This window comes from Mesorhizobium sp. LMG 17147, assembly GCF_024297145.1.
Lineage (GTDB): Bacteria > Pseudomonadota > Alphaproteobacteria > Rhizobiales > Rhizobiaceae > Mesorhizobium.
Genome location: NZ_JANCTC010000003.1, coordinates 58424 through 78778 on the forward strand (window position 1 = coordinate 58424; position 20355 = coordinate 78778).

Annotated in this window: 17 protein-coding genes; 15 read left to right on the forward strand and 2 right to left on the reverse strand. The window is 62.3% G+C overall.

What is annotated here, in order from left to right:
- Positions 1-65: 65 nt before the first annotated feature.
- From rplK to NMG46_RS07880, 7 genes are all read left to right on the forward strand, one after another.
- On the forward strand, positions 66-494 hold the full coding sequence (gene rplK, locus NMG46_RS07850; protein WP_254817141.1) for a 50S ribosomal protein L11: 429 nt from the start codon (positions 66-68) through the stop codon (positions 492-494).
- A 4-nt stretch (positions 495-498) separates the two neighbouring features.
- Positions 499-1197, forward strand: a complete 699-nt coding sequence (gene rplA, locus NMG46_RS07855; RefSeq protein WP_254817142.1) for a 50S ribosomal protein L1 — start codon at positions 499-501, stop codon at positions 1195-1197.
- A gap of 391 nt (positions 1198-1588) precedes the next feature.
- Positions 1589-2107, forward strand: coding sequence for a 50S ribosomal protein L10 (gene rplJ / locus NMG46_RS07860; protein ID WP_008875657.1), 519 nt, complete (start codon positions 1589-1591; stop codon positions 2105-2107).
- A gap of 54 nt (positions 2108-2161) precedes the next feature.
- The gene (gene rplL, locus NMG46_RS07865; protein WP_140752948.1) at positions 2162-2539 is read left to right on the forward strand and encodes a 50S ribosomal protein L7/L12; all 378 of its coding nucleotides are present in this window, start codon (positions 2162-2164) and stop codon (positions 2537-2539) included.
- A gap of 282 nt (positions 2540-2821) precedes the next feature.
- On the forward strand, positions 2822-6958 hold the full coding sequence (gene rpoB, locus NMG46_RS07870; protein ID WP_254817143.1) for a DNA-directed RNA polymerase subunit beta: 4137 nt from the start codon (positions 2822-2824) through the stop codon (positions 6956-6958).
- Positions 6959-7146: 188 nt separating this feature from the next.
- The gene (gene rpoC, locus NMG46_RS07875) at positions 7147-11343 is read left to right on the forward strand and encodes a DNA-directed RNA polymerase subunit beta' (protein WP_254817144.1); all 4197 of its coding nucleotides are present in this window, start codon (positions 7147-7149) and stop codon (positions 11341-11343) included.
- Positions 11344-11428: 85 nt separating this feature from the next.
- The gene (locus NMG46_RS07880; RefSeq protein ID WP_254817145.1) at positions 11429-12094 is read left to right on the forward strand and encodes an O-methyltransferase; all 666 of its coding nucleotides are present in this window, start codon (positions 11429-11431) and stop codon (positions 12092-12094) included.
- A gap of 48 nt (positions 12095-12142) precedes the next feature.
- Here NMG46_RS07880 and NMG46_RS07885 read toward each other — a convergent pair whose 3' ends face one another.
- Both NMG46_RS07885 and NMG46_RS07890 read right to left on the reverse strand, forming a co-directional pair.
- A complete protein-coding gene (locus NMG46_RS07885; RefSeq protein ID WP_254817146.1) occupies positions 12143-13072 on the reverse strand; it encodes a Gfo/Idh/MocA family protein in 930 nt (309 codons plus the stop codon).
- A 123-nt stretch (positions 13073-13195) separates the two neighbouring features.
- Positions 13196-13477: a transcriptional regulator gene (locus NMG46_RS07890; RefSeq protein ID WP_254817147.1), complete on the reverse strand. Its 282-nt coding sequence runs from the start codon at positions 13475-13477 to the stop codon at positions 13196-13198.
- 462 nt (positions 13478-13939) lie between these two features.
- Here NMG46_RS07890 and rpsL point away from each other — a divergent pair, with 462 nt between their 5' ends.
- The 8 genes from rpsL (at position 13940) to NMG46_RS07930 (ending at position 20337) form a co-directional block, all read left to right on the forward strand.
- On the forward strand, positions 13940-14311 hold the full coding sequence (gene rpsL / locus NMG46_RS07895) for a 30S ribosomal protein S12 (RefSeq protein ID WP_006333356.1): 372 nt from the start codon (positions 13940-13942) through the stop codon (positions 14309-14311).
- Positions 14312-14396: 85 nt separating this feature from the next.
- Positions 14397-14867 (forward strand): 30S ribosomal protein S7, encoded by a 471-nt coding sequence (rpsG, locus tag NMG46_RS07900; RefSeq protein ID WP_008875664.1) that lies wholly within the window; start codon positions 14397-14399, stop codon positions 14865-14867.
- Positions 14868-14897: 30 nt separating this feature from the next.
- Positions 14898-16988, forward strand: a complete 2091-nt coding sequence (gene fusA, locus NMG46_RS07905; RefSeq protein ID WP_254817148.1) for an elongation factor G — start codon at positions 14898-14900, stop codon at positions 16986-16988.
- Positions 16989-17054: 66 nt separating this feature from the next.
- Positions 17055-18230, forward strand: coding sequence for an elongation factor Tu (gene tuf, locus NMG46_RS07910; protein WP_254817137.1), 1176 nt, complete (start codon positions 17055-17057; stop codon positions 18228-18230).
- A 63-nt stretch (positions 18231-18293) separates the two neighbouring features.
- Complete coding sequence (rpsJ, locus tag NMG46_RS07915) at positions 18294-18602, forward strand: 30S ribosomal protein S10 (protein ID WP_006205468.1); 309 nt, start codon at positions 18294-18296, stop codon at positions 18600-18602.
- A 96-nt stretch (positions 18603-18698) separates the two neighbouring features.
- The gene (gene rplC, locus NMG46_RS07920) at positions 18699-19427 is read left to right on the forward strand and encodes a 50S ribosomal protein L3 (protein ID WP_254817149.1); all 729 of its coding nucleotides are present in this window, start codon (positions 18699-18701) and stop codon (positions 19425-19427) included.
- Positions 19427-20047, forward strand: a complete 621-nt coding sequence (gene rplD / locus NMG46_RS07925; protein WP_023675140.1) for a 50S ribosomal protein L4 — start codon at positions 19427-19429, stop codon at positions 20045-20047. Before rplC ends, rplD begins: the two co-directional genes overlap by 1 nt.
- Positions 20044-20337, forward strand: coding sequence for a 50S ribosomal protein L23 (locus NMG46_RS07930; protein WP_006205465.1), 294 nt, complete (start codon positions 20044-20046; stop codon positions 20335-20337). The genes rplD and NMG46_RS07930 overlap by 4 nt, the downstream gene beginning before the upstream one ends.
- Positions 20338-20355: the final 18 nt, after the last annotated feature.

Genomic DNA, 20355 nt, shown 5'->3' on the forward strand with positions numbered 1-20355 from the left:
GCGCGGACCGCACCACCAGACTGCAACCGCCGGCAAGACCGGCATGAGAAAAGGCAGGAAGAGAGATGGCTAAGAAAATTGCAGGCCAACTCAAGCTCCAGGTTTCCGCGGGATCGGCCACGCCGTCGCCCCCGATCGGCCCGGCGCTTGGTCAGCGTGGCATCAACATCATGGAGTTCTGCAAGGCGTTCAACGCGCAGACCCAGGAAATGGAAAAGGGTTCGCCGGTTCCGGTCGTCATCACCTACTACCAGGACAAGTCGTTCACCTTTGTCATGAAGACGCCGCCAGTGAGCTATTTCCTGAAGAAGGCCGCCAACCTGAAGTCGGGTTCCAAGGAGCCGGGCAAGCTCAAGGCCGGTACCATCGGCCGCGACAAGGTGCGCGCCATCGCCGAGCAGAAGATGAAGGATCTGAACGCAAACGACGTCGAGGCGGCCATGCGCATGGTCGAGGGCTCCGCCCGCTCGATGGGTCTGGAAGTGGTGGGCTGAGATCATGGCAAAGATTGCAAAGCGTGTATCGAAGACCCGCGAAGGCATCGACCCCAACAAGGCTTACGCTTTGGGTGAGGCGCTGAAGCTGCTCAAGGATCGCTCCTCGGTGAAGTTCGATGAGACCGTCGAAGTCGCGATGAACCTCGGGGTCGATCCCCGCCATGCCGACCAGATGGTCCGCGGCGTGGTCAACCTGCCGAACGGCACCGGCCGCAGCGTTCGCGTCGCCGTGTTCGCGCGCGGCGACAAGGCCGAAGAGGCCAAGGCCGCCGGCGCCGACATCGTCGGAGCCGAGGACCTGGTCGACATCGTCCAGAAGGGCACGATCGACTTTGACCGCTGCATCGCCACGCCGGACATGATGCCGCTGGTCGGCCGTCTCGGCAAGGTGCTCGGTCCGCGCGGCATGATGCCGAACCCGAAGGTCGGCACCGTCACCACTGACGTTGCCGCCGCTGTCAAGGCATCGAAGGGCGGCGCCGTCGAGTTCCGCGTCGAGAAGGCCGGCATCGTTCATGCCGGCGTGGGCAAGGTGTCGTTCGACGTCAAGGCGCTGGAAGAAAACGTCCGCGCCTTCGCAGACGCGGTGACCAGGGCAAAGCCGGCTGGGGCCAAGGGTAACTACGTCAAGAAGGTGTCGGTCACCTCGACGATGGGCCCGGGCCTCAAGCTCGATGTCTCGACGCTCGCAGCGTCCTGATACGAACAATTGGATCGGCCGCTAAAACGCTGATCCGTGAAAGAATTCCGGGCCTCCGACCTGTCGGCGGCCCGGTACCGGAAGTCGAAAGGCTTCCGGACATCCTGTCCGAGATTGCAGGCGGCCCCCAAGCCTTAGGTGATGTGGGCCTTAATTCATGTGGGCCTGCATGAGACGGGTGAAGACCGGACAACGGAGCGAAAGCTCCAATGAAAGGTTCGAACCGTGTTTGCCTTTTGTCTGCGCACCGTCCGGCTTGCCGGCAGGTGTGGCGAAAGGGGGCAGGATCCTCGAGCGTCGTTCGGGAGATCCGTTACTGGATGGCCCGGCCGGCAAAAGGCAACCCGACGCCTGTCCTTCGTAGAGGGCAGGGGTCAACTGGAGATAGGCAGTGGACAGAGCGGAAAAACGCGAACTCGTCACGGGCCTGAATGATGCGTTTTCAAGCGCTGGTTCAGTCGTCGTGGCCCACTACGCCGGTATCACCGTCGCGCAAATGAACGACCTTCGGTCGAAAATGCGCGCCGCCGGTGGCACCGTCAAAGTCGCGAAGAACCGTCTCGCCAAAATCGCTCTTCAGGGCACGGACTCCGCATCGATCATCGAGCTGTTCAAGGGACAGACGCTGATCGCCTATTCGGAGGATCCGATTGCGGCGCCGAAGGTCGCGTCCGATTTCGCCAAGGGAAATGACAAGCTCGTCATTCTCGGTGGCGCAATGGGCACCACCTCGCTCAACGCCGACGGTGTGAAGGCACTCGCCACACTTCCGTCGCTCGATGAGCTGCGCGCCAGGCTGGTTGGCATGATCGCCACGCCGGCAACCCGGATCGCCCAGATCGTCAATGCGCCTGCGGCCTCGGTCGCGCGCGTCATCGGCGCTTACGCCCGGAAGGACGAGGCGGCATGAGGCCGTTCCTCGCTATCACAAACACACGTTCGAACCTTATGAAGGAACATTGCAATGGCTGATCTGGCAAAGATCGTAGACGACCTTTCGAAGCTGACCGTCCTCGAGGCGGCCGAGCTGTCGAAGCTTCTTGAAGAAAAGTGGGGCGTTTCCGCCGCTGCTCCGGTGGCGGTTGCCGCTGCCGGCGGCGCTGCGGCCGCTGCTGCTCCTGTCGAGGAAAAGACGGAATTCGACGTCGTCCTCACCGAGGCAGGCGCTCAGAAGATCAACGTCATCAAGGAAGTTCGCGCCATCACCGGTCTTGGCCTCAAGGAAGCCAAGGACCTGGTCGAGGCGGCTCCGAAGCCGGTCAAGGAAGGCGTTTCCAAGGCCGACGCGGACAAGTTCAAGGCCCAGCTGGAAGCAGCCGGCGCCAAGGTTGAACTGAAGTAAGCGTTGAGTACCGGCGGACGGCGTCGCGCCGTCCGCCACTCCCATCACGTCTAGGGGAGGCTCATAGCGCGAAGAGTGCGAAAACCTCTTTCCTGAGGGCCGCAAACCGGCCTTCAGGAAACGGGTTTTCTCCCGTTTCTGGCCCACCGCCAATTGGTGGTGGGTGAAAAGACAAGAAGCCGCCGACAGGCGGCGGGCAACAAGACAGGGCCGCCAAGGTGGCCCGAGATGCAAGGCGAGCCGCGGCGAGGCTCGTCCCGAGAATTGAGCTAAGGAGCGACGATGGCCCAGACCCAGACTTTCAATGGCCGCAGACGCGTACGCAAGTTTTTCGGAAAGATCCCGGAAGTTGCGGAGATGCCGAACCTGATCGAGGTTCAGAAGGCATCCTATGACCAGTTCCTGATGGTGGAGGAGCCCAAGGGCGGGCGTCCTGACGAGGGGCTGCAGGCAGTTTTCAAGTCGGTCTTCCCGATTTCCGATTTTTCCGGCTCCTCGATGCTGGAATTCGTGAAGTACGAGTTCGAGGGACCGAAATTCGACGTTGACGAATGCCGTCAGCGCGACCTGACCTACGCGGCGCCGCTCAAGGTGACGCTGCGCCTCATCGTGTTCGATATCGACGAGGATACCGGCGCGAAGTCGATCAAGGACATCAAGGAGCAGGACGTTTACATGGGCGACATGCCGCTCATGACCTTGAACGGCACCTTCATCGTCAACGGCACCGAGCGCGTCATCGTCTCGCAGATGCACCGTTCGCCGGGCGTCTTCTTCGATCATGACAAGGGCAAGTCGCACTCGTCCGGCAAGCTTCTGTTTGCCGCGCGCGTCATTCCCTATCGCGGCTCATGGCTCGACATCGAGTTCGATAGCAAGGACGTCGTGCACGCCCGTATCGACCGCCGCCGCAAGATTCCGGTCACGTCGCTGCTGATGGCGCTCGGCATGGACGGCGAAGAGATCCTGTCGACCTTCTACAACAAGATCACCTACAAGCGCGCCGGCGACCATTGGCGTATCCCGTTCAACGTCGAGCGTTTCCGCGGCCTCAAGGCCGTTGGTGACCTCGTCGACGCCGACACCGGCGAGGTCGTCGTCGAGGCCGGCAAGAAGATCACGGCTCGCCAGGCCAGGGCGCTTGGCGAAAAGGGTCTCAAGGCGATCAAGGCGACCGACGAGGATCTGCTCGGCAACTATCTCGCCGAGGATATCGTCAACTATGCGACCGGTGAGATATTCCTCGAAGCCGGCGACGAGATCGACGAAAAGACGCTGAAAGTGCTGCTCGGCACCGGCGAGGACGAGATCAAGGTTCTCGACATCGACCATGTCAACGTCGGCGCCTACATCCGCAACACGCTCAACGTCGACAAGAACGAGAGCCGCCAGGACGCACTGTTCGACATCTATCGTGTCATGCGCCCGGGCGAGCCGCCGACGCTCGAGACCGCCGAAGCCATGTTCAACTCGCTGTTCTTCGACAGCGAGCGCTACGACTTGTCGGCCGTCGGCCGCGTCAAGATGAACATGCGCCTTGAGCTCAAGGCCGAGGACACCGTGCGCGTGCTGCGCAAAGAGGACATCCTGGCCGTGGTCAAGACGCTGGTCGAACTGCGCGACGGCAAGGGCGAGATCGACGACATCGACAATCTCGGCAATCGCCGCGTGCGCTCGGTCGGCGAGCTGATGGAGAATCAGTACCGCGTCGGGCTGCTGCGTATGGAGCGCGCGATCAAGGAACGCATGTCCTCGATCGAGATCGACACGGTGATGCCGCAGGACCTGATCAACGCCAAGCCGGCGGCTGCCGCCGTGCGCGAGTTCTTCGGTTCCTCGCAGCTGTCGCAGTTCATGGATCAGACCAACCCGCTGTCGGAGATCACCCACAAGCGCCGTCTTTCGGCGCTTGGACCGGGCGGTCTGACCCGCGAGCGTGCCGGTTTCGAAGTGCGCGACGTGCATCCGACGCATTACGGTCGCATCTGCCCGATCGAGACGCCGGAAGGCCCGAATATCGGCCTGATCAACTCGCTGGCGACCTTCGCGCGGGTCAACAAATACGGCTTCATCGAGAGCCCGTACCGCAAGATCGTCAATGGCAAGCTGACCAATGAGGTCGTTTACCTGTCGGCTATGGAAGAGGCCAAGCACCACGTCGCGCAGGCCAATGCCGAGCTCGACAAGAATGGTCATTTCGTCGACGAATTCGTCATTTGCCGCAACGCCGGCGAAGTGATGATGGCGCCGCGCGAAAACGTCGATCTGATGGACGTATCGCCGAAGCAGATGGTGTCGGTGGCCGCGGCCCTGATCCCGTTCCTCGAGAACGACGACGCCAACCGTGCGCTGATGGGCTCTAACATGCAGCGTCAGGCCGTGCCGCTGGTGCGCGCCGAAGCGCCGTTCGTCGGCACCGGCATGGAGCCGATCGTCGCCCGTGACTCGGGCGCCGCCATCGGCGCCCGCCGCGGCGGCATCGTCGACCAGGTGGACGCGACGCGTATCGTCATCCGCGCCACGGAAGATCTCGATCCCGGCAAGTCCGGCGTCGATATCTACCGGCTGATGAAGTTCCAGCGTTCGAACCAGAATACCTGCATCAACCAGCGTCCGCTGGTGCGCATGGGCGACCGGGTCAACAAGGGCGACATCATTGCCGACGGCCCGTCGACCGAGCTCGGCGATCTGGCCCTCGGCCGCAACGTGCTGGTCGCGTTCATGCCGTGGAACGGCTACAACTACGAGGATTCCATCCTTCTGTCCGAGCGCATCGTCGCCGACGACGTCTTCACCTCGATCCACATCGAGGAGTTCGAAGTCATGGCCCGCGACACCAAGCTCGGGCCGGAGGAGATCACGCGCGATATCCCGAACGTCTCGGAAGAAGCGCTGAAGAACCTCGATGAGGCCGGCATCGTCTACATCGGTGCGGAAGTGCAGCCGGGCGACATCCTGGTCGGCAAGATCACGCCGAAGGGCGAAAGCCCGATGACGCCGGAAGAAAAGCTGCTGCGCGCCATCTTCGGTGAAAAGGCCTCGGACGTGCGCGACACCTCGATGCGCATGCCTCCGGGAACCTTCGGCACCGTCGTCGAAGTGCGTGTCTTCAACCGCCACGGCGTCGAGAAGGACGAGCGCGCCATGGCGATCGAGCGCGAGGAGATCGAACGCCTCGCCAAGGACCGCGACGACGAGCAGGCGATCCTCGACCGCAACGTCTATTCGCGCCTTTCCGACGTTCTTGTCGGCAAGGAAGCGATTGCCGGGCCGAAGGGCTTCAAGAAGGGCTCGAAGCTGTCGAAGGACACGCTGGACGAGTACCCGCGTTCGCAATGGTGGCAGTTTGCCGTGGAGAACGAAAAGCTCCAGAGCGAGCTGGAAGCCCTGCGTGGCCAGTACGACGATTCCAAGAAGGCGCTCGAGCAGCGCTTCATGGACAAGGTCGAGAAGGTGCAGCGCGGCGACGAAATGCCTCCGGGCGTCATGAAGATGGTCAAGGTCTTCGTGGCCGTGAAGCGCAAGATGCAGCCCGGCGACAAGATGGCCGGCCGGCACGGCAACAAGGGTGTCGTGTCGCGGATCGTTCCGGTCGAGGACATGCCTTTCCTCGAGGACGGCACGCATGCCGATATCGTGCTCAACCCGCTGGGTGTGCCGTCGCGCATGAATGTCGGCCAGATCCTGGAAACGCATCTGGGCTGGGCTTGCGCCGGAATGGGCAAGAAGATCGGCGATCTGATCGACGCGTACAAGACGGCGGGCGACATCAAGCCGCTGCGCAAGACGCTCGAGAGCTTCATGCCGGCCAACGACCGCAACGAGCCGATCCGCGAATATGACGACGAGAGCATCATTCGCCTCAGCGAGCAGATGCGCCGCGGCGTCTCCATCGCGACACCGGTGTTCGACGGCGCGCACGAGGCCGACATCAACATCATGCTGGAGCAGGCGGGCCTGCACACCAGCGGTCAGTCGCAGCTCTATGACGGACGCACCGGCGAGCCGTTCGATCGCAAAGTGACGATGGGCTATATATATATGCTCAAGCTTCACCACCTTGTGGACGACAAGATCCACGCGCGTTCGATCGGGCCGTACTCGCTCGTTACCCAGCAGCCGCTGGGCGGCAAGGCGCAGTTCGGTGGCCAGCGCTTCGGCGAGATGGAGGTCTGGGCGCTGGAAGCATACGGCGCCGCCTACACGCTGCAGGAGATGCTGACGGTGAAGTCGGACGACGTCGCCGGCCGCACCAAAGTCTACGAGGCGATCGTCAGAGGCGACGACACCTTCGAGGCCGGCATCCCCGAGAGCTTCAACGTTCTCGTCAAGGAAATGCGGTCTCTCGGCCTCAATGTCGAGCTGGAGAACACCAAACTCGACGAAAACCCGATCCGGCTGCCCGACGCGGCCGAATAAGCAAGACGTCCGGTCGCGGTCTTCCCGCGACCGGACGCCGAGCATGATCCCGAAAAGTGGTTACCGGTTTTCGGCCAAGATCATGCTCAAACAACAGAGTTTCTTCGGCCGATGGCCGATCAAGTCGGCGGGCGTTTGGCCCGCGCTAGATGCAAGGGGTTTTCGAGGACCCCGAAAAGGAGAACGGCATGAACCAAGAGGTCATGAATCTCTTCAATCCCCAGGCGCCCGCGCAGGTGTTCGATTCCATCCGGATCTCGCTTGCCAGCCCTGAGAAGATTCTGTCCTGGTCGTTCGGCGAGATCAAGAAGCCGGAGACCATCAACTACCGCACCTTCAAGCCGGAGCGTGACGGCCTGTTCTGCGCACGCATTTTTGGTCCGATCAAGGACTATGAGTGCCTGTGCGGCAAGTACAAGCGCATGAAGTACAAGGGCGTCATCTGCGAGAAGTGCGGCGTCGAAGTCACGCTGTCGCGCGTCCGCCGCGAGCGCATGGGCCATATCGAGCTGGCGGCACCGGTCGCCCACATCTGGTTCCTGAAGTCGCTGCCGTCGCGCATCGGCACGCTGCTCGACATGACGCTGAAGGACATCGAGCGCGTCCTCTATTTCGAGAACTACATCGTCACCGAACCCGGCCTGACCGCGCTGAAGGAGCACCAACTGCTCAGCGAGGAAGAGTACATGATGGCCGTCGACGAGTATGGCGAGGATTCGTTCACCGCCATGATTGGCGCCGAGGCGATCCACGACCTGCTGGCCGGCATGGACCTCGAGAAGATCGCCGGCGATCTACGCTCGGAACTGGCTTCGACCACCTCCGAGCTCAAGCAGAAGAAGTATCTGAAGCGGCTCAAGGTCGTCGAGAACTTCATGGAGTCAGGCAACCGTCCGGAATGGATGATCATGAAAGTGGTTCCGGTGATCCCGCCGGACCTGCGTCCGCTTGTCCCGCTGGACGGCGGCCGTTTCGCCACGTCGGATCTGAACGATCTCTATCGCCGCGTCATCAACCGCAACAACCGCCTGAAGCGGCTGATCGAGCTGCGCGCGCCCGGCATCATCGTGCGCAATGAAAAGCGCATGCTGCAGGAAGCCGTCGATGCACTGTTCGACAACGGCCGTCGCGGCCGCGTCATCACGGGCGCCAACAAGCGTCCGCTGAAGTCGCTGTCCGACATGCTGAAGGGCAAGCAGGGCCGGTTCCGCCAGAACCTGCTCGGCAAGCGCGTCGATTATTCCGGCCGCTCGGTCATCGTCACCGGTCCCGAGCTCAAGCTGCACCAGTGCGGCCTGCCGAAGAAGATGGCGCTCGAACTTTTCAAGCCCTTCATCTACGCCCGTCTCGACGCCAAGGGTTACTCCTCGACCGTCAAGCAAGCGAAGAAGTTGGTCGAGAAGGAGCGTCCGGAGGTCTGGGATATCCTCGACGAGGTCATCCGCGAGCATCCGGTGCTGTTGAACCGCGCGCCGACGCTGCACCGCCTCGGCATCCAGGCGTTCGAGCCGATCCTGATCGAAGGCAAGGCGATCCAGCTTCATCCGCTGGTCTGCACGGCCTTCAACGCCGACTTCGACGGCGACCAGATGGCGGTCCACGTGCCGCTGTCGCTGGAAGCGCAGCTCGAAGCCCGCGTGCTGATGATGTCGACCAACAACATCCTGCACCCGGCTTCCGGTGCGCCGATCATCGTGCCGTCGCAGGACATGGTTCTCGGTCTCTACTATCTCTCGATCGTCAACCAGAACGAGCCGGGCGAGGGCATGGTGTTTGCCGACATGGGCGAGCTCCAGCACGCGCTCGAGACCAAGGCGGTGACGCTGCATGCCAAGATCAAGGGGCGCTTCCGTACGGTCGACCCCGACGGCAAGGTCGTGTCGAAGATCTACGACACTACGCCTGGCCGCATGATCATCGGCGAACTTCTGCCGAAGAACCACAATGTGCCGTACGAGACCGCCAATCAGGAGATGACCAAGAAGAACATCTCCAAGATGATCGACACCGTCTACCGCCATTGCGGTCAGAAGGAGACGGTCATTTTCTGCGATCGCATCATGGCTCTCGGCTTCAGCCATGCCTGCCGTGCCGGCATTTCGTTCGGCAAGGACGACATGCTGATTCCGGACGCCAAGATCAAGCTGGTGTCCGACACCGAGGCTTTGGCCAAGGAGTACGAGCAGCAGTACAATGACGGCCTGATCACCCAGGGCGAGAAGTACAACAAGGTCGTCGACGCCTGGGCCAAGTGCTCGGAAAAGGTCGCCGACGAAATGATGGCCCGCATCAAGGCTGTCGAGTTCGAGGACAACGGCCGTCAGAAGCCGATGAACTCGATCTACATGATGTCGCACTCCGGTGCGCGCGGCTCGCCCACCCAGATGCGCCAGCTCGCCGGCATGCGCGGCCTGATGGCCAAGCCTAGCGGTGAAATCATCGAGACGCCGATCATCTCGAACTTCAAGGAAGGCCTCACCGTGCTCGAGTACTTCAACTCGACCCACGGCGCCCGCAAGGGTCTGGCCGACACCGCCTTGAAGACGGCGAACTCGGGCTATCTGACGCGTCGTCTCGTCGACGTGGCGCAGGACTGCATCGTCAACTCGCTCGACTGCGGCACCGACAAGGGCCTCACTATGCAGCCGATCGTCGATGCCGGTCAGGTCGTCGCTTCGGTCGGCCAGCGCGTTCTCGGCCGCACCTCGCTCGACGACATCACCCACCCGGTCACCGGCGAGGTTCTGGTCAAGGCCGGAACGCTGATGGACGAGCGGGATGTGGAACTGATCGAAAAAGCCGGCGTGCAGTCGGTCCGCATCCGTTCGGCGCTGACCTGCGAGGTCAGGGTCGGCGTCTGCGCGGTCTGCTACGGACGCGATCTGGCCCGCGGCACTCCGGTCAACCAGGGCGAGGCTGTCGGCGTCATCGCGGCGCAGTCGATCGGCGAGCCGGGCACCCAGCTCACCATGCGTACCTTCCACATGGGCGGCACGGCGCAGGTGGTGGATTCCTCGTTCCTTGAAGCCTCGTACGAGGGCAAGGTCGAGATCCGCAACCGCAACGTGGTGCGCAACTCCGACGGCCAGCTGATGGTCATGGGCCGCAATATGGCGGTGTTGATCCTCGACGAGGCCGGCAAGGAACGCGCCACGCACCGCGTCACCTACGGTTCGCGCATCTTCGTCGACGATGGCGACAAGGTGAAGCGCGGCCAGCGTATCGCCGAGTGGGATCCTTATACCCGCCCGGTCCTCACCGAAATCGAGGGCAAGGTCGCGTTCGAGGATCTGGTCGACGGCATTTCCGTTCAGGAAACCGCCGACGAATCGACCGGCATCACCAAGCGCGAGGTCATCGACTGGCGTTCGACGCCACGCGGCAACGACCTCAAGCCGGCGATCGCCGTCCTGGATGCCAAGGGTAAGGTCGGCAAGCTGTCGAAGGGTGGCGACGCCCGCTTCCTGCTCTCGGTCGAGGCCATTCTTTCGGTCGAGCCGGGCGCACAGGTTCGCCCCGGCGACGTGCTGGCGCGTATTCCGATGGAAAGCGCCAAGACCAAGGACATCACCGGCGGTCTGCCGCGTGTTGCCGAACTGTTCGAGGCACGCCGTCCGAAGGATCACGCCATCATCGCTGAGATCGATGGCACGATCCGCTTCGGCCGCGACTACAAGAACAAGCGCCGTATCATCATCGAACCGCATGACTCGACGCTTGAGCCGGTCGAATACCTGATCCCGAAGGGCAAGCCGTTCCATCTCCAGGACGGCGACGTCATCGAGAAGGGCGACTACATCCTCGACGGCAATCCGGCGCCGCACGACATCCTGGCGATCAAGGGCGTGGAGGCGCTTGCCTCCTACCTCGTCAACGAGATCCAGGAGGTCTACCGCCTGCAGGGCGTTTCGATCAACGACAAGCACATCGAGGTGATCGTTCGCCAGATGCTGCAGAAGGTCGAGATCACCACGCAGGGCGATTCGACCTACATTCCGGGCGACCACGTCGACGTGATCGAACTGGAAGAGGTCAACGAGCGCCTGGTCGAGGAGGGCAAGAAGCCGGCCGAAGGCCAGCCGGTGCTGCTCGGCATCACCAAGGCCTCGCTGCAGACGCCGTCCTTCATCTCGGCCGCTTCCTTCCAGGAGACGACGAGGGTGCTGACCGAAGCTGCGGTTGCCGGCAAGACCGACATGCTGCAGGGGCTGAAGGAAAACGTCATCGTCGGCCGGCTGATCCCGGCCGGCACCGGCGGCACGATGAGCCAGATCCGGCGCATCGCCACCTCGCGCGACGAGCTGATCATCGACGAGCGCCGCAAGGCGTCCGGCGTCGAGGTCGCCGAGCCGATGCTGACCGACATGGCTTCCGCCGCGCAGTAAGCGCGCAAGAAAGAGAAGATAGAAAAGGGGCCCAAGTGGCCCCTTTTCGCATTTTGGTTCTCTAATCGGATCGGAGAAGAAAACGATGAGCATGAAGACCTGGGCTTCTGTCGACGACTACATTGTCGAGGCTCTTTTCGATGCGGATCCCGCCCTCGATGCCGTTCTGGCGGCCAACCATGACCACGGCCTGCCGGCGATCGATGTTTCGCCGGCACAAGGCAAGCTGCTGTCACTTCTTGCGCGAATGCAGGGAGCCAAGAAGGTACTCGAAATCGGCACGTTGGGCGGCTACTCGACAATCTGGATGGCGCGAGCGTTGCCCGTGGACGGCAAGGTCGTGACGCTCGAGCTTGACCCGCACCACGCCAGTGTCGCGCGGTCGAACTTTGAACGCGCAGGGGTGTCGGACCGGGTAGAACTGCGGGTCGGACCGGCGCTTCAATCGCTTGCGGCGTTAGCCGCCGAGAATGCCGGGCCGTTCGACTTCATCTTCATCGACGCCGACAAGCCGAACAACCCGCACTATCTGTCGTGGGCCATGCGTCTTTCGAGGCCGGGGACCGTCATCGTCTGCGACAATGTCATCCGTGACGGCGCGGTGGTGAATGAAGATGGTCGTGACGCCAATGTCGAAGGGGCACGCGCGGCGTTCTCGTTCATCGGCGGCGACAAGCGTCTGGAAGGCACCGCGATCCAGACTGTTGGCGCCAAGGGCTATGACGGCTTTGCCATAGCGATCGTCAATTGAACTTGCGCGGTGCGTGGCCGGACATGCGATCCGGCCGACGCCCGCTGATCAATCGAAAAAAGCTTGCACCACATTGCGCTTGCCCAGCATGAAGGCGTCGGCGACGTGCTGAAGGGGCGCGAGATCGACGTCGGAGGTACCCGCGCGCACGATCTCGGCAAAGCGCTTGTAAAGCATCGGGTATTCCGCTTCCGGCTCCTCGTGAACGACGCGGCCGTCGACGGCGAGCTTCGAGCCGCCGCCGGAAAGCACCATTTTACCCCGGTCCGTCTCGGCCAGGATGTCCCAGCTCTGCGGGCCGGTCTGAAGCCAGTCGAGTTCCATCGTCACCGGCAATCCATCCGAGGTGCGGAAGGTGACGTGGGCTGCGACCGGGGATGCACGGTTCTCCGGAAAATCGAGCTCTGCCGAACTGATGAACATTGGCGGCAGGATGTGGGTGGCGATCGACAGTGCGTTGATGCCGGGATCGAAGACGCCAAAGCCGCCCGGTGCCCAGATCCATTCCTGATTCGGATGCCAGCGGCGGACATCTTCCTTCCAGATGATAGCGGCCGATCTGATTTTGGTTGAACGGAGGAAAGCGCGAGCGGCCTCGACAGCCGGCGCATAGCGTGAATGCCAACTGGCGAACAGACAGACGCCGTTCGCTGCCGCCAGCGCCTTCAGGTCCTCGACCTCGCTGACGGTCGCGCCCGGCGGCTTTTCCAGGAAGACATGCTTTTTCGCCACCAGCGCCGTGCGTGCGGCGTCATAACGGAACTGCGGCGGCATGCACAGCGACACCGCCTCGAGCTCCGGCACCGCGTCGAGCATCGCCTCGATCGTCGGGAAATTCGGGATGTCTTCGACTTTGCCGTGACGGCTCGCTGCGGCGACCAGGCGATAATCCTGGTCCTTCGCCAAGGCCGGCAGGTGCTGGTCGCGGACGATCTTTCCCACGCCGACGATGCCGAGCTTGATGGGATTAGAGGACATGGGAGCTCCGCAGGTTGAGTGTGCTTGGTTTTACCGGAGGTCGCTTCTTAGCAGAGAACTTGGGTCGGGCAAGTCGCCGGGCTTTTGTCGCCGGCCGTGAGATCGACCGCGATTCAGATCTCTTCAGATCGGCACATCGAAGGTCACGATCGACACTTCGCCTTCGAGCGCGCCCTGATAGGCGGACAGATGCGGCTCCTCGTCGGGCACGCCGTCCAGGTCACCGATTTGGTCGAGCTCGGCCTCGGCGTAACCTTCCGCGGCAAGTGATTCGAGAGCGCGGCGCACCGCCGAATCGTCGTCCGGGGCGACCAGCATCACATGCACGCCTTCCGGCTTGCCGCCTTTGCGCTTCCACACCCGACCGGTAATAATGGTGACCGGGCGCTCCTCATTGTCATTCACGGGTTCGTACCTCCGGGCGAGGGGTTTTGGGCTGTTCATGCCGCCTTTTCGCACGAAGCACGGCGTGGAAACAGCCGCAAGTCGGTCACTTTCTGCCTTCCCCTTGAAAAACGGCGCAAGAAAATTACATGCGTTTCTCGCATGGCTGCCAAACCTCGGGTTTAGCGCAATATTTGCCGCTCCGGGGTTGACGGACAGTGGCCACACGAGTAGAAGCCGCCCAGTCAGAACCGATGTGAGGCTCTCGCTTCCGAAGCGACACGCTTTGGAGTTTGCCTCAAACAGGGTTCGTTTTACGAGCGAAAAGACATTTCCGGCGTGCATGAAGCGGCTTCCGCTTCCTCTGCCATTTGTTCGGGCAAGACCGCGAGGCGCGGTTTGTGGCCCGAATTTGCGTATGGAAATGACGCTTTGAGCGGCCCTGACCGGGCAAGACACGGAATTGAGAGACAAGAGGGTTTAATGCCTACCGTCAACCAGCTGATCCGCAAGCCGCGCATTGCGCCGGTGAAGCGCAACAAGGTCCCGGCCATGCAGCAGAACCCGCAGAAGCGGGGCGTCTGCACGCGCGTCTACACCACGACGCCGAAGAAGCCGAACTCGGCGCTGCGCAAGGTGGCCAAGATCCGTCTGACCAATGGTTTTGAAGTGATCGGTTACATCCCCGGCGAAGGCCACAACCTTCAGGAACACTCGGTGGTGATGATCCGCGGCGGCCGCGTCAAAGATCTTCCGGGCGTCCGTTACCACATCATCCGCGGCGTGCTCGACACGCAAGGCGTGAAGAACCGCAAGCAGCGCCGTTCGAAATACGGCGCCAAGCGTCCGAAGTGACCGAAGCGTAGCCAAGGTCGTTCCGGACGGCGTCAAGCGACGATCCGGGATCCAGGCCACCGCGTAGAATTGAGGCAGAGAAAAAATGTCCCGTCGTCACAGTGCAGAAAAGCGTGAGATCAATCCGGACCCGAAGTTCGGCGACCTGATCGTCACCAAGTTCATGAATGCCGTCATGTATGATGGCAAGAAGTCGGTTGCCGAGACCATCGTCTACGGCGCGCTCGACCAGGTCCAGTCCAAGACCAAGCAGGAGCCGGTCACCGTCTTCCATCAGGCGCTCGACAATGTCGCGCCACATGTGGAAGTGCGTTCACGCCGCGTCGGCGGCGCCACCTACCAGGTTCCGGTCGACGTGCGCCCCGAGCGCCGGCAGGCATTGGCCATCCGCTGGCTGATCGCTGCCGCCCGCAACCGCAACGAGACCACCATGGTCGACCGCCTCTCCGGCGAGCTGATGGACGCGGCAAACAACCGCGGCACCGCCGTCAAGAAGCGTGAAGACACCCACAAGATGGCAGAAGCCAACCGCGCTTTCGCGCACTACCGCTGGTAAAGCGCGAACGAGACTGAAGAGGCACCTCCCATGGCCCGCGAATATAAAATCGAAGACTACCGCAATTTCGGTATCATGGCGCATATCGACGCCGGCAAGACGACGACCACCGAGCGCGTCCTCTATTATACGGGCAAGTCGCACAAGATCGGCGAAGTCCACGACGGCGCTGCCACTATGGACTGGATGGAGCAGGAGCAGGAGCGCGGCATCACCATCACGTCGGCCGCCACCACGACCTTCTGGAAGGGTCGCGACGGCAAGATGTATCGCTTCAACATCATCGACACCCCGGGCCACGTCGACTTCACCATCGAGGTCGAGCGTTCGCTGCGCGTACTCGACGGCGCCATCGCGCTGCTCGATGCCAATGCCGGTGTCGAGCCGCAGACGGAGACCGTCTGGCGCCAGGCCGACAAGTATCGCGTGCCGCGCATGATCTTCTGCAACAAGATGGACAAGATCGGCGCCGACTTTTACCGCTCGGTCGAGATGATCGGTTCGCGCCTCGGTGCGCATGCCGTCGTCATGCAGTTGCCGATCGGCGCCGAGACCGAGTTCAAGGGTGTCGTCGATCTCGTCGAGATGAACGCGCTGGTCTGGCGCGACGAGACGCTGGGCGCTGCCTGGGACATCGTCGAGATCCCTGCCGACCTCAAGGCTCGTGCCGAAGAATACCGCGAGAAGATGATTGAGGCCGCCGTCGAAATGGACGAAACGGCGCTCGAGAATTACCTCGAAGGCAAGATGCCGAGCAACGACGAGATCCGTGCGCTCATCCGCAAGGGCACGATCGCGGTGAAGTTCTATCCGATGTTCTGCGGCTCGGCCTTCAAGAACAAGGGCGTGCAGCCGCTGCTCGACGCCGTCGTCGAATATCTGCCGTCGCCGGCCGATGTCCCTGCCATCAAGGGCGTCGACGCCAAGACCGACGCCGAGATCGAGCGTCATGCCGACGACAACGAGCCGCTATCGATGCTCGCCTTCAAGATCATGAACGACCCGTTCGTCGGTTCGCTCACCTTTGCCCGCATCTATTCGGGCAAGCTCACCAAGGGCATCTCAGTCGACAACACCGTAAAGGGCAAGAAAGAGCGCATCGGCCGCATGTTGCAGATGCATGCGAATTCGCGTGCCGACGTCGAAGAGGCGTTTGCCGGCGACATCGTCGCCCTCGCTGGTCTCAAGGACACCACCACCGGTGACACGCTCAGTGATCCGCTGCATCCGGTCATCCTCGAGCGCATGGAATTCCCCGATCCGGTCATCCAGATCGCCATCGAGCCGAAGACCAAGAACGACCAGGAAAAGATGGGTCTCGCCCTTCACCGCCTGGCCGCCGAGGATCCGTCCTTCCGCGTCAAGACCGACGAGGAAAGCGGCCAGACGATCATCTCCGGCATGGGCGAACTTCACCTCGACATCATCGTCGACCGCATGCGTCGCGAGTTCAAGGTCGAGGCCAATGTCGGCGCGCCGCAGGTGGCCTACCGCGAGACGATCACCCGCAAGCATGAGCAGGACTACACGCACAAGAAGCAGACCGGCGGTACCGGCCAGTTCGCCCGCGTCAAGATCCTGTTCGAGCCGAATCCGGAAAGCAGCGAATTCGAGTTCGAAACCAAGATCGTCGGCGGCGCTGTGCCGAAGGAATACATCCCCGGTGTCGAAAAGGGCATCAACAGCGTCATGACCTCGGGCCCGTTCGCCGGCTTCCCGATGATCGGCGTCAAGGCGACGCTGATCGATGGCGCCTACCACGACGTGGACTCGTCGGTTCTGGCCTTCGAGATCGCCGGCCGCGCCTGCTTCCGGGAAGCAGCGCCCAAGCTTGGCGTGCAGTTGCTCGAGCCGATCATGAAGGTCGAGGTGGTGACGCCGGAAGATTACGTCGGCAGCGTTATCGGCGACCTGAACGGCCGTCGTGGCCAGATCCAGGGCCAGGAAGCCCGCGGCGTCGCGGTGGTCATCAACGCGATGGTGCCGCTCGCCAACATGTTCAAATACGTGGACAACCTTCGCTCGATGAGCCAGGGCCGCGCCGCCTACACGATGCAGTTCGACCATTACGAGCCGGTCCCGACCGCGGTCGCCCAGGAAGTCCAGAAGAAATACGCGTAACTCGAACGAGTTGCACCAGTAACTTAATTCAAGGCCCGCACGGGCTGGCAGGAATGGAGAGATCACATGGCAAAAGGTAAATTCGAGCGCACTAAGCCTCATGTGAACATTGGCACGATTGGTCACGTCGACCATGGCAAGACGTCGCTGACGGCGGCGATCACCAAGTATTTTGGCGAATACAAGCGCTATGACCAGATCGATGCGGCGCCGGAAGAGAAGGCGCGCGGCATCACCATTTCGACGGCGCATGTCGAATACGAGACCGCCAACCGCCACTATGCCCATGTCGACTGCCCCGGCCACGCCGACTATGTGAAGAACATGATCACCGGTGCCGCGCAGATGGACGGCGCGATCCTGGTGGTGTCGGCCGCCGACGGCCCGATGCCGCAGACCCGCGAGCACATCCTTTTGGCCCGCCAGGTCGGCGTGCCCTCGATCGTGGTGTTTTTGAACAAGGTCGACCAGGTCGACGACGCCGAGCTGCTCGAGTTGGTCGAGCTCGAGGTGCGCGAGCTTTTGACCAAGAACGAGTTTCCCGGCGACGACATTCCGATCGTCAAGGGTTCGGCGCTTGCCGCCCTTGAAGATTCTGACAAGAAGATCGGCGAGGACGCCATCCGCGAACTGATGGCTGCGGTCGATGCCTACATTCCGACGCCGGTTCGCCCGCTCGACAAGCCGTTCCTGATGCCGATCGAGGACGTGTTCTCGATCTCGGGCCGTGGCACGGTGGTGACCGGCCGCGTCGAGCGCGGCGTCGTCAAGGTCGGCGAGGAGCTGGAGATCGTCGGCATCCGTCCGACCACCAAGACGACCTGCACGGGCGTCGAGATGTTCCGCAAGCTGCTCGACCAGGGTCAGGCCGGCGACAACATCGGCGCGCTGTTGCGCGGTGTCGACCGTGAAGGCGTCGAGCGCGGCCAGGTCCTGGCCAAGCCCGGCACCGTCAAGCCGCACAAGAAGTTCGTTGCCGAAGCCTACATCCTGACCAAGGACGAGGGCGGCCGCCATACGCCGTTCTTCACCAACTACCGTCCGCAGTTCTACTTCCGCACGACGGACGTGACCGGCATCGTGTCGCTGCCGGAAGGCACCGAGATGGTGATGCCGGGCGACAACATCACCGTCGATGTCGAGCTGATCGTGCCGATCGCCATGGAAGAGAAGCTGCGCTTCGCCATCCGTGAAGGCGGCCGCACCGTCGGTGCCGGCATCGTCGTCACCATCAAAGAGTAATTTGGACTTAAACCGATCTGTCGCGGGCGCTGCCCGCGCCGCGCCAGAACAAGGAAGTGACGCATGAACGGACAGAATATCCGCATCCGCCTGAAGGCGTTTGATCACCGGGTGCTCGACGCCTCGACACGGGAAATCGTGTCGACCGCCAAGCGCACCGGCGCCAACGTCCGCGGCCCAATTCCGCTGCCGACGCGGATCGAAAAGTTCACGGTCAACCGGTCGCCTCACGTCGACAAGAAGAGCCGCGAGCAGTTCGAGATGCGCACGCACAAGCGTCTGCTCGACATCGTCGACCCGACCCCGCAGACGGTCGATGCTTTGATGAAGCTCGACCTGGCCGCCGGTGTCGACGTCGAGATCAAGCTCTAAGGAACCAGAGGTCAGCGGGGCGACCCGGAACTCTGACGGAACAAGAGGCGTGGAGGGGCGACAGCCCCGACAGGGAACTCTAAAGGAATTGAACCGATGCGTTCAGGTGTGATTGCAAAGAAGGTGGGAATGACCCGCATCTACAACGATGCCGGGGAACATGTTCCCGTCACTGTTCTCCAGATGGAGAACTGCCAGGTCGTGGCGCAGCGCACGCAGGAGAAGAACGGCTATACCGCCGTCCAGCTCGGCGTTGGCCTTGCCAAGGTGAAGAACACGTCGAAGGCGATGCGCGGCCATTTCGCGTCCGCTTCCGTCGAGCCTAAGGCCAAGGTTGCCGAGTTCCGCGTCTCCGCCGACAACATGATCGATGTCGGCGCCGAGATCACCGTCGAGCATTTCGTCGTCGGCCAGAAGGTCGATGTGACGGGAACCACGATCGGCAAGGGTTTCCAGGGCGTCATCAAGCGGCACCACATGGGTGGCGGCCGCGCCACGCACGGCAACTCGGTGTCGCACCGTACACACGGTTCGACCGGCCAGCGCCAGGATCCGGGCAAGGTGTTCAAGGGCAAGCATATGGCCGGCCACATGGGTGACACCCGCGTCACCACGCAGAATGTCGAGGTCGTCTCGACCGACGCCGATCGTGGCCTGATCCTGATCCGCGGTGCGGTCCCGGGTTCGAAGGGTGCATGGATCCTGGTCCGCGATGCGGCCAAGGTTGCGCTTCCGGCCAATGCGCCGAAGCCCGCCGCGATCCGCGCCGTTGCAACCGATGGTGCCGCCAAGAACGAGGCCCCGGCCACAGAGGGAGCGGAATAATGGACCTCAAGATTACAACGCTTGGCGGCAAGGACGCCGGCAAGCTGAAGCTCTCCGAAGAGATTTTCGGCCTTGATCCGCGCGAGGACATCCTGCAGCGCGTCGTGCGCTGGCAGCTCGCCAAGAAGCAGCAGGGCACGCACAAGGCCAAGGGCCGCGCGGAAATCGCCCGCACCGGCGCCAAGATGTACAAGCAGAAGGGTACCGGCCGCGCCCGTCACCATTCGGCTCGCGCTCCGCAGTTCCGCGGCGGCGGCAAGGCCCACGGCCCGGTCGTGCGCAGCCACGAGCACGATCTGCCGAAGAAGGTGCGTGCGCTCGGTCTCAAGCATGCGCTTTCGGCCAAGGCCAAAAGCGCGTCGATCATCATCATCGACGAGCTGAAGCTGACCGAGGCCAAGACCAAGGCACTGATCGCGAATTTCGCGACGCTGGGCCTGAGCAACGCCCTGGTGATCGGCGGCGCCGAGCTTGACAAGAATTTCAAGCTGGCGGCGACCAACATCCCGAACATCGACGTGCTGCCCATCCAGGGCATCAACGTCTACGACATTCTGCGCCGCGGCACGCTGGTCCTTTCCAAGGCCGCCGTCGAGGCTCTCGAGGAGCGCTTCAAATGACCGACCTTCGTCACTACGACGTGATCGTCTCGCCGGCGATCACCGAAAAGTCGACCATGGCTTCCGAGCAGAACCAGGTCGTCTTCAATGTCGCCAAGAAGGCGTCGAAGCCGGAAATCAAGGCCGCCGTCGAAGCGCTGTTCGGCGTCAAGGTGATGGCCGTGAACACGCTTGTCCGCAAGGGCAAGATCAAGCGCTTCCGCGGCACGATCGGCCGCCAGAGCGACGTCAAGAAGGCGGTTGTGACGCTGGCCGACGGCCAGTCGATCGACGTCGCGACGGGTCTCTGAGCAAGGTCGCGAGGACAG